Origin of the sequence: Thalassospira sp. MBR-102, from assembly GCF_040549275.1 — a bacterium.
GTDB lineage: Bacteria > Pseudomonadota > Alphaproteobacteria > Rhodospirillales > Thalassospiraceae > Thalassospira > Thalassospira xiamenensis.
In genome coordinates, this window is sequence record NZ_JBEPTC010000010.1 from 155452 (window position 1) to 172436 (window position 16985).

The 16985-nt window shown below is 55.6% G+C and carries 11 protein-coding genes; 8 read left to right on the forward strand and 3 right to left on the reverse strand.

The genetic code is table 11. The features are described from left to right. Window positions 1–5 precede the first annotated feature (5 nt). Window positions 6–2297 (forward strand): NADP-dependent malic enzyme, encoded by a 2292-nt coding sequence (locus ABIE64_RS16685; protein WP_071239587.1) that lies wholly within the window; start codon window positions 6–8, stop codon window positions 2295–2297. A 143-nt stretch (window positions 2298–2440) separates the two neighbouring features. Next, entirely contained in the window at window positions 2441–3847 is a 1407-nt protein-coding gene (mgtE, locus tag ABIE64_RS16690) for a magnesium transporter (protein ID WP_007088916.1), read from the forward strand. An 82-nt stretch (window positions 3848–3929) separates the two neighbouring features. On the opposite strand, the gene ABIE64_RS16695 is transcribed toward mgtE, so the two are convergent. Then, on the reverse strand, window positions 3930–6551 hold the full coding sequence (locus tag ABIE64_RS16695) for a bifunctional diguanylate cyclase/phosphodiesterase (RefSeq protein ID WP_354378014.1): 2622 nt from the start codon (window positions 6549–6551) through the stop codon (window positions 3930–3932). 358 nt (window positions 6552–6909) lie between these two features. On the opposite strand from ABIE64_RS16695, the gene ABIE64_RS16700 reads away from it, so the two are divergent. Both ABIE64_RS16700 and ABIE64_RS16705 read left to right on the forward strand, forming a co-directional pair. Beyond that, window positions 6910–8304, forward strand: a complete 1395-nt coding sequence (locus tag ABIE64_RS16700; protein WP_007088914.1) for a class I SAM-dependent RNA methyltransferase — start codon at window positions 6910–6912, stop codon at window positions 8302–8304. A 172-nt stretch (window positions 8305–8476) separates the two neighbouring features. Continuing rightward, window positions 8477–9544 carry a flagellin gene (locus ABIE64_RS16705; protein WP_354378015.1) on the forward strand — a complete coding sequence of 356 codons (1068 nt, stop codon included), beginning with the start codon at window positions 8477–8479 and terminating at the stop codon, window positions 9542–9544. Between the two features lie 34 nt (window positions 9545–9578). Here ABIE64_RS16705 and ABIE64_RS16710 read toward each other — a convergent pair whose 3' ends face one another. Next, the gene (locus tag ABIE64_RS16710; protein WP_007088912.1) at window positions 9579–10091 is read right to left on the reverse strand and encodes an SH3 domain-containing protein; all 513 of its coding nucleotides are present in this window, start codon (window positions 10089–10091) and stop codon (window positions 9579–9581) included. Between the two features lie 214 nt (window positions 10092–10305). On the opposite strand from ABIE64_RS16710, the gene ABIE64_RS16715 reads away from it, so the two are divergent. Continuing rightward, entirely contained in the window at window positions 10306–11292 is a 987-nt protein-coding gene (locus ABIE64_RS16715; protein WP_007088911.1) for a 2-hydroxyacid dehydrogenase, read from the forward strand. A 93-nt stretch (window positions 11293–11385) separates the two neighbouring features. Here the strand turns inward: ABIE64_RS16715 and ABIE64_RS16720 are convergent, their stop codons facing one another. Continuing rightward, window positions 11386–14061, reverse strand: a complete 2676-nt coding sequence (locus tag ABIE64_RS16720; protein ID WP_354378016.1) for a cation-translocating P-type ATPase — start codon at window positions 14059–14061, stop codon at window positions 11386–11388. 241 nt (window positions 14062–14302) lie between these two features. On the opposite strand from ABIE64_RS16720, the gene ABIE64_RS16725 reads away from it, so the two are divergent. The 3 genes from ABIE64_RS16725 (at window position 14303) to ABIE64_RS16735 (ending at window position 16865) form a co-directional block, all read left to right on the forward strand. Next, window positions 14303–14989: a fumarylacetoacetate hydrolase family protein gene (locus ABIE64_RS16725; protein ID WP_354378017.1), complete on the forward strand. Its 687-nt coding sequence runs from the start codon at window positions 14303–14305 to the stop codon at window positions 14987–14989. Window positions 14990–15059: 70 nt separating this feature from the next. After that, window positions 15060–15857, forward strand: a complete 798-nt coding sequence (gene xth, locus ABIE64_RS16730) for an exodeoxyribonuclease III (RefSeq protein ID WP_037988136.1) — start codon at window positions 15060–15062, stop codon at window positions 15855–15857. Window positions 15858–16034: 177 nt separating this feature from the next. Beyond that, a complete protein-coding gene (locus ABIE64_RS16735) occupies window positions 16035–16865 on the forward strand; it encodes an AsmA family protein (protein ID WP_114093856.1) in 831 nt (276 codons plus the stop codon). Window positions 16866–16985 lie beyond the last annotated feature (120 nt).

Below are 16985 nucleotides of genomic sequence, written 5' to 3' on the forward strand. Positions count from 1 at the left end.
TTCTTATGGCAAACAGAAATGACAAGCTGCGCGAAGCAGCTTTGGACTATCACCGGTATCCCACCCCGGGGAAGCTGTCCGTTACGGCAACCACAACGCTTGCAAACCAGCGCGACCTTGCGCTGGCCTATTCGCCCGGTGTCGCGTTCGCCTGCGAGGAAATCGTCAAAGACCCTGAAACCGCAGCCGAATATACCGCGCGCGGCAATCTGGTTGGTGTGATTTCCAACGGCACGGCGGTTCTGGGCCTTGGCCCGATTGGCCCGCTGGCATCCAAGCCGGTGATGGAAGGCAAGGCGGTTCTGTTCAAGAAATTCGCCAATATCGATGTCTTCGATCTTGAAGTGAATGAAACCGACCCACAGAAATTCATCGATATTGTTGCAGCCCTTGAGCCGACATTTGGCGGTGTTAACCTGGAAGACATTAAGGCACCGGAATGCTTCATTATCGAGAAGGCATTACGCGAACGTTGCAACATTCCGATTTTCCACGATGACCAGCATGGCACGGCGATTTGCGTTGCCGCAGCCGTGCGCAACGGCCTTCGGGTTGTTGGCAAGGATATCAGCAAGGTACGCCTTGTGGCATCTGGTGCCGGGGCGGCCGCACTTGCGTGCCTTAACCTTCTGGTTTCCATGGGGCTGCCGCGCGAAAACATCACCGTAACCGACCGGTTCGGTGTGGTTTACAAGGGGCGCAAGGAAGAGATGGATCCGTGGAAAGCGGAATATGCCATCGACACCAATGCACGGACCCTGAGCGATGTGATCGAGGGTGCGGATGTGTTCCTTGGTCTTTCGGCGCCGAACATCATGGGCGAGGAAGAACTGCGCAAGATGGGTGAACGCCCGATCATCATGGCGCTGGCTAACCCGACCCCGGAAGTGTCACCCGAACTGGTCAAGGAAATCCGCCCGGATGCGGTTATGGCGACCGGACGGACGGATTATCCGAACCAGGTTAACAACGTTCTTTGTTTCCCGTTCCTGTTCCGTGGTGCGCTTGACGTTGCCGCGACCGAGATCAACGAGGAAATGAAAATTGCCGCGGTCGAGGCGATTGCCGATCTGGCAACTGCCGAGGTTTCCGACATTGTGGCGGCTGCCTATGGCGGGCAGGAGCTGCGTTTTGGGCCGGAATATCTTATTCCCAAGCCGTTTGACCCGCGCCTGATGCTTGAAATCCCGCCGCGCGTGGCAAAAGCCGCGATGGATAGTGGCGTTGCCAAACGTCCGATCACGGATTTCGATGCGTATCGTCAGCAGCTTGAAGGCTTTGTCTTCCGGTCCGGTCTGGTGATGAAGCCGGTGTTTGATATGGCGCGTTCGCAGAAAAAACGCGTTGTCTATCCCGAAGGCGAATCGCGCCGTGTTCTGCAGGCCTGTCAGGTTCTGGTTGATGATGGTGTGTGTCATCCGGTTCTGATCGGTCGTCGTGATGTGATCCTTGAACGCATTGCCGAACTTGGTTTGCGCCTGATCCCGGACGAACAGGTTGAAATCCATGATCCGGAAGACAATCCGCATTTCGAACAGGATTGGCAGGATTTCCACAACATCATGGGCCGCCGTGGTATCAACCCGGAATATGCGCGTTCCATCGTGCGGACCCGTCCGACCGTGATTGCCGCCCTGATGCTGCGCCGTGGCGAAGTCGATGCGATGCTGTGCGGGTGCCAAGGCGGTTTCCTGCGTCATCTGCGCTATGTGCGGAACCTTGTCGGCGTGCAGAAGGGGGTTACCGACTTCTCGACCGTCAACATGATGATCATGAAGCAGGGTACATTCTTCCTGACCGATACCTATGTGTCGGTTGATCCGACGCCGGAACATGTTGCGGAAACCGCGATCATGGCGGCCGACGTGGTCAAGCGTTTCGGGATTACGCCGAAGGCCGCCCTGATTTCGCATTCGAACTTTGGCAGCCATGAAAACAAATCGGCCTGCAAGATGCGCGATGCGTTGCAGCTGATCCGTACCCTGGCACCCGACCTTGAGGTTGAGGGTGAAATGCATGCCGATGCCGCGATTTCCGAAGAAATCCGGTCACGCATTTTCCCGAATTCGATGCTGAAAGGCTCGGCAAACCTTCTGGTGATGCCGACCCTTGATGCGGCGAACATTTCCTACAACATGGTCAAGATGCTGGGCGATGGTTTGCCGGTTGGCCCGATTCTGGTCGGTGCGGCCAAACCGGCCCACGTGGTCAGCCCGTCGATCACCGTACGTGGGATTGTTAATATGAGTGCGATTGCCGTGGTTGATGCCATCAATCGCAGTCAGGAACACAATTAAACCGCACATTGCTATCGCGCGGCCCTTGACCGGGCCTGACCGATAGCGCAGAAACAGCCGTGCCGGACAACTGGTCCGGCACGGCATTTTTAATTGAAGTGCAGGAACGAACTTAGCGCGCAACACAATCAGGGGAGGGGCAGATGACGGATCAGGTCGAAGAACTGGAACGTCCGGCAGAAAATACGTCGTCTGGTGACGAGTATGTCGATCTTACTCCTGAATATGCGCGCGAGATTCTTGATGCACTGGGCGACGATGATGTATCGCGCGCCGAAGAACTGATTTCCGAACTTCACTTTGCCGATATTGCCGACCTTCTGGGGTGGGCCAGCAGCAGCCAGCGCGTCAAGCTGGTCGATCTGATCCGTCCGGATTTCGATCCGGAACTTCTGACCGAACTTGATGACGAGCTGCGCGAAGAGGTCATTTCGCTGCTTGGTACCGAGGCGGTGGCCGAAGCAATTTCCGAACTCGATTCGGATGACGTGGTCGAGGTTGTCGAATATCTGGAAGAAGAAGACCAGAAAGAACTTCTGGGTGCCCTTTCCGATATCGAACGTGCGCGCGTTGAAGAAGCGCTGTCCTATCCGGAATATACCGCCGGTCGTATCATGCAGCGCGAGCTGGTGGCGATTCCGGATTACTGGTCGGTCGGGCAGACCATCGATTTCCTGCGCTCGGCGAAAAACCTTCCCGATGATTTTTATGACATCATCGTGGTTGATCCGCGCTACAGCCCGGTCGGGATCGTGCCGCTTTCACGGGCTATCCGCACGAACCGCCCGGTTCTGATCCGTGATGTCATGGATTCTGAGAACATGCGCACGGTCGTCGTGACCGAAGAACAGGAAAACGTCGCCCACCTGTTCCGTCAGCGCGACCTTATTTCGGCGCCGGTTGTCGACGATAGCGGCCGACTGGTCGGTGTGATCACGGTCGATGACGTGGTTGACGTCATTGATGAAGAATATGAAGAAGACATGATGCGCCTTGCCGGTGTTGGCGAGGAAGACGACCTTTCAAGTGCGATTTTTGATACCACCCGATCGCGATTTACCTGGTTGCTGGTCAATCTTTTTACCGCCATTGCGGCATCGATGGTCATTGGCGTGTTTGAAGCAACCATCCAGCAGCTTGTTGCGCTGGCGGTTCTGATGCCGATTGTGGCCTCGATGGGGGGCAATGCCGGGACCCAGACCCTGACCGTTGCCGTGCGTGCGATTGCCACACGTGAACTGACCAGCACCAACGCCTGGCGTGTTATCCGCAAGGAAGTCGCCGTATGCGGTTTGAACGGGATTGCCTTTGCCGTTCTGACCGGTGCTGTGACGTGGTTCTGGTTTGATGATGTCATGCTTGGTGGTGTGATCGGGGCAGCAATGATCATCAATCTGCTGTTTGCCGGATTGTTTGGCGCGCTGATCCCGCTTGGTCTGGAACGGGCCGGCATCGACCCGGCGGTGTCTTCATCGGTATTTCTGACGACGATTACCGATGTGGTTGGCTTCTTTGCCTTCCTTGGGTTGGCAGCGACCTTCCTGCTGTAACAGCGCCAAATGCAAAAAACGGCAAGGCCGGGCATTTTACCCGGTCTTGCCGTTTGTGGTTCATCCTGAAAGCCCGCGAAATTCAGCTTCGCGGCGGTGACTTTTCTGCCGGGTTCTGATGGCTGAGCAGTGCGGTCGTTTCAATCGCATCGACCGGCGGCGACAGCAGGAAGCCCTGCAATTCGTCGCAATCGGCGGATTGCAGGACGGCAAGCTGATCCTCGGTTTCGACGCCGACAGCAACCACTTTGCGGTTAAGGCTTTTGCACAACCGGATGGCCGGTTGCAGGATGCTGTTTTCGGGCTGTTCATCAAGCGCGATGTTAAACAATGCCTTGGACAATTTGATCCGCTGCACCGGGAAGCGTTTCAGATAGCGAAGCGATGTGTTGGCCGCAGCAAAATGATCCAGTGTCAGACCAATCCCGGCCTCGGCAAAGCGATAGAACTGGCCAAGTGCGCGTTCGGGATCACGCATGGCAATTTCTTCGGAGACTTCGATCTCGATCATTGCCGGGTCGATTTCATATGCCTTGGTAAGCTCGACAATGCTTTTAAGCAGATCGGCCTGAATAAACTGGCGGCTTGAGACGTTCAGTGCCACCGGAACCGGGATGTAACCCTCGTCCCGCCATTGCGCAATTTGTTTGCAGGCGGTTTCGATGATCCAGCGCCCCAGCGGGGTCAGCAGGCCGGTGCGATCCGCAACGGCAATGAAGTCAGGCGGCAGGCGTCTTTTCCCGCTTTCATCGATCCAGCGCAGCAGGGCCTCAAAGCCGGTAAGGGTCCGGTCAGATGTGCGATAGCGCGGCTGGAATTCCAGAACAAAGCGCTTTTCATCGACCGCCCGACGCAATTGCGTTTCCATCGACAGGCGGGCATGCATCACGCTGTTCATTGTCTCGACAAAGAAGCAATAGGACGACTCTGCTGATTTTTGTGCGCGATACATCGCGGCATCGGCATTGGCCAGCAATTGCGAAGGTGCCCTGGCATCGTTGGGGTAAAGTGCAACGCCCACACTTACATGCAGGCGGATTTCATCATTGCCACCGGCCTGGATCGGCTGGGACATGGACTCGACAATTCGTTCTGCGACAAGGGCCGCCCCTTCGGCTTCGGACAGGTCGGTTGCAATGACGGCAAACATATCGCCCGAAAAACGCGCACAACTGTCTTTTTCCCGAACCGTCGCGCGCAAGCGACCGGAAACCGTGCGCAATGTTTCATCGCCGATATCCGATCCGAACCGGTCATTGATGGCACGGAAATTATCGATATCCACCACCAGAACCGCCAGAAGCTTTTCATAACGTTTGGCATGGGCAACGGCCTGATTAAGCCGGTCATCAAACAGTGCGCGGTTTGGCAGGCCGGTCATCGGATCATGCGTTGCCAGATAGCGCAGGCGATTGACCGATGCATTGGCCGCCGGATTGTGATGCAGGGTGATATCAACGCAGTCATCGTGATTGACAGATGGCCGCATCGACAGGTCGCAGACCACATGAACACCCTCGGCACTGCGGACAACCCATTCGCGACGAAGTTCTTCGTCCCCGCGGCTCAGCGCAAGCAGCATCTTTTCCTGCGCCCGGCGTGATGCCGTGCCGTCGGACTGGAATTCCGGTGCCAGATTGTAAAACCGGATAAAGCCGTAATCTTCTTCGCGCAGGTCAAAGAAATCAGCCGTTTCCGGCGTCATGGATTTCAGGTGACCATCCAGCCGCGTGATGGCAAGCGACAGATCGCTGATATCGTCAGGCGCACGCATGTGCTGGATGATGCGTCCAGATGATCGCGGTTGGCGGTTGGCAAGCACGAAGACAATCATCGTCATGATGATCGTGATCGCCGCCCCGATAAACAGCACCGTTTCCGGGCTGAACATCGCCTGGTTGGCAAGGGTCGGGTCGGCGGTAACATCAATGTGCCATTGGCGACCGGCAATATCGACCGCCGTGGTCTGTTTCAGCTCCGGATCGTCGCCTTCGCCCTGAAGGTCAAACAGGACGGTGTCGCCTTCGCGGACACGGACCGAATACCCCATGATCCCGTCGTCATCGATAACCGATGTCAGCATTGTGCGGATACGAATAACACCGTTGATCACGCCGATGATCTGCCCATCGCGGCTAAGTACCGGGGTATAGACGGCAAATCCGCGCCCCCCCTGCAGCAGTTCAAGGGTGGGGGTGATCTGTGTGCGGCGCTGATCAAGCGCAATATCAAGCACCGGCCCGGCAAGCGGATGGCGTTTCAGGTCCGCACCCATCGCCGGGACATTCCCCTTGATCGGGGCGACATACATGATGATGTAGTTCGGTGTGACCCAGTTGACGGCCTGAAGGGCCGGGAAACGGGCCTGCAACGGGGTGGCGAGGCTCAGATAATCGCGTTCTTCCGCAGGTGGGCCGTCCTGCCAGTTATCGGCAAAGGTTTCGAGCACATGCAGATTGTTATCGACGATCTGTTTGACCTGCTGTGCAATGCCAGAAGACATGATCCGGGCCGCGGACAGCAACATGGTATCGCGATTCTGAAGCGCGTTGCTCCAGAGCAGAAAAGTCGCGAGGGCAAGCAGCACGCCGGTCATGAAGCTGGCAAGAAAGGCCTGCTTGCGGATGCCGGTTTTGCGCTCGGTTGCGGATTCTTCGGTTGGCCGGTTATCGTCTTCCATGTCTTCCCCAAGTCTCACGATCATTGCTTAATCGTGATTTTATTCTGCGCCTCAGCCTGATGAGACAGATTGCATTGCCGGGATGGTGTTCGTGCAATTGTCGAAAATAGCGTGCCAGCGCTTTGTGGCCCCGAAATTTAATCCACTACGCTGTTTATGTGGGCATTCTTACACGATTTTAAGGGTTTGAGCGTGTGCAAAAGTGAATAAAGGCTAAATTCAACTGACCCGATGATCACTTGTGATGCTGGGAAAGGCGGATTTCGGGCTGTCAGGCAGCCATGCATTGTGCGGGTCTGTTCGTGATTGCATATCTGGTGTATGTCGATGCCGATGCGCCATCCCGCAAGGTGCAGCAGAAGCCGGATCAAAGAGAGAGTTCATGAAACATCATCACCGCAATCCCCGTGCCCGCGGTGGGCGTCGTAAATCCGCGCCGCGCCGCGATCCGTTGATCGGGTTCGAGGCGACAACGACAATCCGCGAAATCGGCGCGCGGGGCGACGGCATTGCAAGCATCACGGGGCCGGATGGTTCCAGCATCATTGCCTATGTCGATTGTGTCCTGCCCGGTGATGACGTGCGTGTGGCCCTGCGGCAAAAACGCGGTGACGGATATGGTGCGGAACTGGTCGAACTGATTGCGCGCAGTGCGCCTGCCAGTGCCCCGCGGTGCAGCCACTATGAAAGCTGCGGCGGATGTGCGCTTCAGCATCTTGATGATGACAGCTATCGCAACTGGAAACGCCAGAAGGCATTAACCGCGGTCCAGCGTGCCGGACTTGATCCCGACGAGGCCGAGGAACTGGTGGGAGATGTCGAAATTTCACCCCCGGCAAGCCGTCGCCGGGCCGGTTTTGCTGTTCATGTGGGGGCAACCGGTGTGCATGTCGGTTTCCATGGCCGGTTCAGCCATACGGTCATCGACATTACCGACTGTGCCGTTCTGCATCCGGACCTGATGGCGTTCCGTGATGCCTTTGCGGCCTTTCTTGGCAAATGTGATCCGGATGCTGCAAAGACCGTCAAGGAAGTGTTTGTGACCCGTGCGGATAACGGCCTTGATGTGGTGATACATGCAGGTGTCGAACCGGGGCTCGATATGCGGCAGGATCTGGCCGAATTTGCCGAAAATCTTGATCTGGCAAGGCTAAGCTGGAAGGTCGGTGACGCCAATGATGAACCGGTGGCAGCGCGCCGTACCCCAACCGTTGCCTTCGAAGGCATCGATGTGCCCGTGCCGCCGGGGGGCTTCCTGCAGGCGACCCGGAATGGCGAGGCATCCCTGACCAATGCGATAAAGGTGGCGTTGCAACGTATCCCGGCCCGCCATGTCGCGGATCTGTTTTGCGGGATTGGCAGCTTTACCTTTGCGCTTGCATTGGGGGGGGATCGCCGCAATGTCGTTGCGGTGGAAAGCGACCCGCGTGCCGTGCGCAGCCTGCAATATGCCGTCGGACAATCGTCGAGTCCGATCAAGGTTGTCGAACGCGATCTATTTCGCCGTCCCCTTGATAAGGCCGACTTGTCCGGACTTGATCTTGTCCTGTTTGATCCCCCACGTGCCGGTGCATTGGCGCAGTGTGAAAACCTTGCGATTGACGGGCCTGAATGGGTGATCGCGGTGTCGTGCAATCCGGCGACATTTTCCCGCGATATCAGGGTGTTGCGCAATGGTGGGTATGAACTGACGCGGGTTGTTCCGGTCGATCAGTTCCTGTGGTCATCGCATCTTGAGATGTTCGCAATCCTGCATCGAAACAAAACATCGGCCTGATTGAACGCGCCAGTTGTTTGTTTTGGCTTAATATTTCGTTCCAAATATACTATACTTATGTCTGGTTTTTCTGCCGGGCTTTCAGGATGGGCTGCCCGGCTTCGGATCAATGTGATTCGGACCGGCGCGTGGCATGTAGCTGCATAACCGGCTTGTTTGTGCGGAAACGACATTGCAGGCAGTTGGTAGTCCTTATCCGGTCTATACTGACACTGCGCGCGCCATCGCGCCGCAGAACCGCCTGCTTGCGTCCGTCGAGAGCATCCAAAGCAACAATTCCCCGAACACCAACCTTAGTAACGATGCCCTTCGCAATAGCAGTGCTGCATCCCGGAGCCTGCGGGGTTCGCTTGGTCGTGCGGATGATTTTCTTAAAGTTGCCGCCGATGATCTTTCGCGGATCGGCTCTGCTTTGGACGAAGTCGATACACTGGTCAGCAGCGTTGAAAACAACCCATCACTGTCACGCGTCGAACGTGGGTTCATCACAGCGCAAATTCAGGACTATCTTGATCAGATCGACGAAATCGCCACCAGCAGCAATTATGATGGCAAAAACCTGCTGGACAGTGATCAGACAATTGAATTGCAGATCGGATCGGGGACGTCATCAGGCAACCGTCTGAATGTTGAACTGTATGCATCCGGAACCGAAGGACTGGCAACCGGGCTATCTGCCATCGACATTTCCGATGATGCCGCGGTTTCCAACGCGCGTGACCGTGTTGATGCCGCGCAGGAAGCGCTTTCAAACCGGGAAATATCCCTACAGGCAGACCGCGAAAGCATTGCCGGGGCGGCTGATCGCAGCCGGGTTTCCGAGGTTGCAGGTAACAACATCCTTCAGGCGCAACTTGCCGCAACCGAACCCGGCGACGCTGATCAGGTGCGGCGCGGAATCATAGAAGCTTTTCAGGGCTATCTTGGCGAAATATCGGCACGTTTGCAGGATCAGACCGTGACGATTGGTGGCATCAGTCTGCCAGAACCGCAGCCAAGACCTGAGCCGGTTACCGAGCGTGATGATCCGTTTGCCTATGATCCGAACGCGGATCCATTCGGGCGTGATGATGGGCAATACTTCGCGCCGACAACAGGAAGAAATACCAACGATCCGGTCCCGTCCAACACGTTTGGCGGTTATGACAGCAACGGTGGTGGGACGGGTATTGGCGGCACCTTGTCAGGTGGTGGCGGGGCTGATCAATCCAGCGCGCCCCGCGTATCGATAGAAGCCTGAATGATATAGGCCCTGGTCGGACAAGACATAAAGCCTATTCGATATATTCCCCGTCATAAATGCCCCAGTAGCCCTGACGCGGGGCCCATCCTTCGAAATCGCCAAACTGCAACTGACACCAGTCAACCGAACGCGGGCAGGTTTCGATTTTGCCAATCACCGAATTGGAAACAAGGGCGATCTTGCGGGCATTTTCATCGGCGGCGGAATAAAGCGTGATGGTATCGGCGGTAACAATCACATGACGTGATCCCAGCAAAAGACTTTGATGCACCCATCCTTCGCTGCCTTCCCAGTCGCGAACCTTGCGCCAGGTATCAAATTCCGAAATGACTTCCATCGGCATGTTGCGGCGCTGATAGATCCAGACCTTTGGGTAACGCAGGCCGGGCCCGGATCGCAGGTGAACCTTGTCTGACCGCAATGCAACAAAGCGCGGGATCGGCAGGCCTGATTCCTGCGCGCTGGCGACAATCGGCGCGCCAAGGCTGCCAAGGATCGCCATGGCGACAAAAGTATGAAGGAATTTACGGATGATCCGCGGCATTGTGACGGTTTTCCCTGCTCTTTCTTCTGCTGCCGGAATAGAATTTCGGAACCGGCGAACCTTGCTCTTTAAGAAATAAAATTACAAAAATGACGTCAAAATTCTTGCTTTAATACCCTGTGACGTGGCATCACTGCATTGCGGCAAGAGCGCATTTGGCGCAAGAAACCCATCTTGTCAGCAAAAGAGTTAAAAGACCGCATAGGAACGGCAGATGACCAAGAAAAAACCCCTCGTCATCGTGACCCGCAAACTGCCGGAAGCGATTGAAACCCGCATGATGGAACTGTTTGATGCACGTCTGAACATCGACGATGTCCCGATGTCCAAGGCCGAATTGATCGAGGCGGTCAAACAGGCCGATGTTCTTGTCCCGACGGTGACGGACAGAATCGATTCCGCCGTTCTTGCCCATGCGGGGCCGAATTTGCGCCTGATTGCCAATTTCGGGACGGGTGTTGACCATGTCGATCTGCAAACCGCACGGTCACGCGGTATCACCGTCACCAACACCCCCGATGTGCTGACCGAAGATACCGCTGATATGACAATGGCGCTGATCCTTGCGGTATCGCGCCGTGTGGCCGAAGGCGAACGCATGATTCGCAGCGGCGAATGGACGGGCTGGGCACCGACATCGATGCTGGGGCATCGCATCTGGGGCAAGCGGCTTGGCATTGTCGGCATGGGGCGCATTGGCCGGGCCTTGGCCCGGCGGGCAAAGGGTTTTGGTCTTTCGGTGCATTATCATAACCGCCGCCGTGTTCATCCCGATACCGAGGCGGAACTGGATGCGACCTGGTGGGAAAGCCTGGATCAGATGTTGGCCCATGTTGATGTTGTGTCGGTCAACTGCCCGCATACACCGGCAACCTATCATCTGCTGTCGGCCCGTCGCCTTAAACTGATGCAGCCGCACGCCATTCTGGTCAATACGGCCCGTGGCGAGATTGTCGATGAACCGGCATTGACCCGGATGCTGGCTGATCGTGAGATTGCCGGGGCCGGGCTTGATGTGTTCGAACATGAACCGGCCGTGAACCCGAAACTGCTTGAATTGCAGAACGCCGTTCTGTTGCCGCATATGGGGTCGGCGACCATCGAGGGGCGTGTCGATATGGGCGAAAAGGTGCTGATCAATATCAAGACCTTTGTCGATGGTCACACACCGCCGGATCGGGTGATTGAAGGGCTTCTGTAAGGACCTGATATATATCCTTTGGCGATACCTGTGGGGGAATTGATGTGCCGGGTACTGTTATCCGGCACATTGCGTTTCGCGGGGTGATTGGCCTTAAGACGACACAGGTTGCTTTGCCGGTTTGGTGAATATTTTCGCGGCCTGCCCGATAACCAGCGGTACCAGACTTCCCCCGATAACCAGAAGCCATCCCGTGCCGCTTGGCGGGGCAATCATGAGCAGCCGGGACAATGCGGTAACATAAAGCGTCAACCCGATCAGGAGCACGCAAATTCCCAAGGCAATCCAGATGAAAGGGTTGCGGGTAACATCGTTGAAAATCCAGCCGGAAGATCGGGCGCGCATGTTGAAAACATGCAGCAACTGTGCGGTTGCAAGTGTCAGGAACGATACCGACAAAGCTTCCTGATCCCCAAGGTTGAAAACATGCAGTGCCATGGCGAAAGCACCAAGTACGCCGACCGTAATCAATGCGCCGTAAAAAAGAATGCCACCCCAATCCTGTTTGGTCAGAACCGGTGTTTTGGGATCGCGCGGGGGCTGGTTCATCACATGCCGGTCTCCTTCGCCAATACCAAGTGCGAAAGCCGGAAACACGTCCGTTACAAGGTTAAGATACAAAATCTGCAACGGCAGAAGCGGTAAGGGAAGCCCGCTTGGCACGGCAAGGCCGATCACGAGTATCTCGCTGAGATTGCATGACATCAGATACAGCACAAAGGTGCGTATATTGGCAAAAATAACCCGTCCCTGATGCATCGCGGTTACGATTGACGGGAAGGCATCGTCACGCAGAACCATGTCTGCGGCTTCGCGGGCGACGTCTGTGCCTCTTTTGCCCATGGCGATGCCGATATCAGCCTTTTTAAGCGCGGGGGCATCGTTAACGCCATCGCCGGTCATGGCAACAATGGCACCTGCCTGCTGGTGAAGGGAAACCAGATTTAATTTTGCTTCGGGGCTGACCCTTGCAAAAACGGGGGTGGCAAGAATGCGGTCACGTTCTGTTTTCTGTGTCAGGTCGGTTGCCTGAAGCATCCTGCCTTCAAGTCCCGATGCCGTTGCATCGCAAAGTCCGACTTGCGCCGCAATATTCCTGGCGGTGCCGATATGATCGCCCGTTACCATGATGACCCGAACCCCCGCCGCATGACAGGCCTGTATTGCGGCAGGCACATCTTCTCGCGGGGGATCAAGAAGGGCGATCAGGCCAATCAGGATCAGATCCTGATAGGGGGGCGTATCGACCGCAGGGGCATTTTTCATCGCAAGGGCAAGAACGCGCAAGCCCTTTTGCGTCATGTCATTGCTTAAATCCGACCAGCGCCGCCGGGCTTTTTCGTCCATTTCACGCGGGCCATGATTTTCAAGGAAGCCGGTGCTGTTTTTTATGACGGCTTCGGGTGCGCCCTTGATCGCAACAAACAGGTTATCGGGTGTGTTTTGATCGCGATGAAAGGTTGCCATCATGCGGGTCTGCGCGCTGAAAGCTTCCTTGGCGATTTCGGGGTATCTGGCTTGTTGTTCTGTCTGGTCAATGCCTGCATTCCGGGCGACTTCAAGCAGGGCCAGTTCCATCGGGTCGCCAATATGCTTTTCCGTGCTGCCGGATGGCAGCAGAATTGCATCGTTGCACAAAACGGCAATCCGTATGGCCAGTTCTTCGGGGCTGTTTGCTGCCAGCAATGCGTCAGGAGATGACGTAAAATCAACCTCGTTTTCCGAGGTCCGGAGGGCTACGACCGTCATCCGGTTTTCGGTAAGCGTTCCGGTTTTATCGGTCATGATAACCGTGGTCGCACCCAGCGTTTCAACGGCTGACAGGTTCTTGATCAATGCATTGCGTTTCGCCATCCGCCACATCCCGCGGGCAAGGGCAACCGTTGCAACAATCGGCAATCCTTCTGGGACGGCGGCAATCGCAAGGGCGATACCGGTCTTGAGCATCATCACCATGTCTTTGCCGACATAAATGCCGACAATGGCGATGCATATGGTCAGTCCCAAAGTGGCCCAGATAAGATGACCAGCCAGCGTATCAAGACGTTTTTCAAGCGGTGATGTTTCGGCTTCTGCCATTTCGGTCATCGCCGCGATATGACCAAGTTCGGTTGTCATTCCGGTGGCAACACAGACGCCCGATCCGTCCCCGCGGCTGATGGCCGTGCCCTTGAACACCATATTCGTGCGATCCCCAAGCGGCAGGTTTTCATCGGTTCTGACATCATCGGGCAGGTTGATGGTTTTGTCCGTCGGAACGGACTCCCCTGTCAAAGCAGATTCATCTGCCTGCAGGTTGCTGCATTCTATCAAACGGATATCAGCCGGAATAACGTCGCCCGCTTCAAAGATAACAATATCGCCCGGTACGATGTCGCGGGCCTCCAGCACGTGGATTTGCCCATCCCGCCTTACCTTGGCGTGAACACTTGAAAGCTTTCGCAATGCCTCCATCGAACGGATGGCCCTGAATTCGGATGTAAAGCCGATGGCTGCATTGATGATCAGCACCACGACGATGGCAATGCCCTCGGTCAGGTCGCCGAAATAAAATGAAAGGGCCGCGGCACCGGCCAGCATATAGACAATCAGCCCCGCAAATTGCCGGATCAGGATGGTCCAGAACGAGACGTGCTTCTGGTCCTTAAGGCTGTTCCTGCCGTATTTCTTCCGGCGTTCTGTGGCGTCCGTTTCCGAAAGGCCGACCTCGGGGGAAACATTCAGATGTGCAAGGATTTCCGGTATTGGCTGAATATGATGATCGGACATGCAGAAACCTTTGCAACCAGCAACAAGCAGACGGGCAGGCACCAGCCAACTAGGTCACTAAATCAGTGACCGGTCAAGCAACCGGCCATTTGAGGGCACCTGATTTGATGGTGCAGCATCCTCCTGACAGCTTCTGACAGGGAGGCGGATTAAATCCGTACTCAAAGCATTTCAATTTATCAGCAGCTTGGGTATCAGTAAGGACAATATTTCCATCAGGATTTCCTTCAAGGGGGCCACCATGAATTTTGTCTTTCCCGCAGCCACGCCGGTTACCGTTCCGGTGCAGAATTCGGATCAGCTTTTCCCGGTCAATCGCATCTTCTGCATTGGCAAGAATTATGCCGACCATGTGCGCGAAATGGGCTCCGACCCGGCCGACACCCCGCCTTGCATCTTCATGAAGCCGACGGATTGCCTGAAGGTTGGCAACGGTGATCTTGCCTATCCGTCGGGAACCAAGGACCTCCATTACGAGGGGGAGCTTGTTGTGGCCCTTGGTGCGGGGGGCAAGAACCTTGATCGTGCGGCAGTTGAAGCCGCCATTTTCGGATATGCTGCGGGCCTTGATATGACCCGCCGTGATGTGCAGGCCGGCCTCAAGGACCGCCGTTTGCCGTGGGATATGGCAAAGTCCTTTGATGATTGTGCCGCGATTTCGGCAATCCGCCCCAAGGCAGACGCAGGCAATCCGCAGGCAACCAATCTGAAACTGTCGGTCAATGGCACGGTCAAACAGGATGATACCACCGCCAAAATGATCTGGCCGATGGTTGACGCATTGGTGCATCTGTCGACCCTGATCGAGCTTAAGGCAGGTGATCTGCTGTTTACCGGAACCCCCGAAGGTGTCGGTCAGGTGGTGCGCGGTGACCGCATGGATGTGGTGATTGCCGATGTCGCCGAACTGTCGGTTACGCTGAAATAGCATCAGGATATCAAGATACAGGGATTAAAGGGTCAGGGCCCACTCACCTCATCAGGAAACGGAGTCCGTTTTGAAAATCGTTAGTTGGAATATCAATTCCGTTCGATTGCGCATCGAACAGGTCATAAAGTTTTTAGAAGAACAACAACCCGATGCGCTGTGTCTTCAGGAACTGAAATGCCCGGACGAGCATTTCCCCCACGAGGCATTTGAAGCCGCCGGTTACATTCATCGTCATAACCATGGCATGAAAAGCTATAACGGTGTTGCGATCCTGTCGCGATTGCCGTTTGCCAAAACCGATATCAGGCATTTCTGCGGCAAGGAAGACCGCCGCCATTGCATGGTGACGTTTGAAAACGGGGTCGAGCTGCACAATTTCTACATCCCGGCCGGGGGCGACGAACCGGACGTGACAATCAATGAAAAGTTTGCCCACAAGCTTTCCTTCCTTGATGAAATGACCGCATGGTGGGCGGAACGCCGGGTTGCCGACCCGGATCGCAAGGCCATTCTGGTCGGCGATTTCAATATTGCCCCGTCGGAAAATGACGTCTGGTCGCACAAGCAGCTTTTGAAAGTTGTCAGCCACACACCGATCGAAGTCGAAAAGCTCGAAGCATTCCGTAAATCCGGTGATTTCGTGGACTCGGTGCGTGAAATCGTCGAAGAGCCGGAAAAACTGTTCAGCTGGTGGAGCTATCGTTCACGCGACTGGCGGGCCAGCAACAAGGGGCGTCGTCTGGATCATGTCTGGATGACACCGAATATGGCCGGATCGGTTCGTACCGCATCGGTCTATGACCTTGCCCGTGACTGGGAAAAACCATCCGATCATGCACCGGTGGTTGTCGAGTTCAATATCTGAATACCGTTTTTTCAGCATCAAACAGCGGGCCGGATTTATCCAGCCCGCTGTTTTTTCGTCTAAAAGGTCTTGATCACGGGACGTGCCGGGGTGAAGCTTCTGATTGAACCCGGAAACGAACGTCCCCAATTCTTTAAGCAGTTTTATCCCGATGAAACAAAAAACAGGATACGGGCAATGAAAAAGATCCTCATCGCGTTGGCAGCCATCATTTTGCTGGTCGTTGCCGGACTGGTGTATGTCTATGTCAATCTTGACAATATCGTCAAAGCAACCATCGAAGAAGCTGGAACCCGTGTGACGCTGGCCGATGTGACGGTGGATAATGTCAAGATTGAAACCACCCAGAACACGGCATCCATTGGCGGGCTGGTTGTCGGGAACCCGGATGGTTTTGAAACCGACCATGCCTTTTCGCTGGGCAATATTTCGGTGCGACTGGATGGTTCGACCCTTACCAGCAATACCATCCGCGTGATCGAGGTGATCGTGGATGCGCCCAGTGTGACCTATGAATTGGGGCAGGGTTCGTCAAACATCGCGACCATTCAGCGCAATGTTGAAAGCTTTGTCCAGCGTGTCTCCGGCCCGACCGGTGCAGGTGGTGACAAGGCAGATACCGCCGCCGATGACGGTTCGGGTACCAAGGTCGTGATTGATAATGTCTATATCCGCAACGGCAATGTCAGTGTCTCGGCCGCGATGTTGCAGGGTAAAAAACTGTCTTCGGGACTTCCTGAAATCCACCTGAAGGACATTGGCAAGGAAGAAGGCGGGGCGACCCCGGCGCAAGTCGCCGAGGAAATCATCACCGCCCTTAACACCGCAGTGTTCAAATCGGTTTCCAGTCTGAATGTCGATGGACTTTTGCAAGGGGTCGGTGACCTTGGCAAGGGTGTGACCGGATTGATTGGCGGTGCTGCAACCGGAACCGGCGGCGTGGTCAAGGACGGTGCGGGTGCCGTCGGTGATGCGGTCAAGGGACTGTTTGGCGGTTCGTCCGAATAACGGGACTCGGAACCGGAATTACGGGATATTTCAATAATATCCTTATAATCAATGTCTTGGCGGAAGGGGCGGTAATCGCTCCTTCCGTTTTTCTTTTTAACGGCGAATTGACGGTACTGC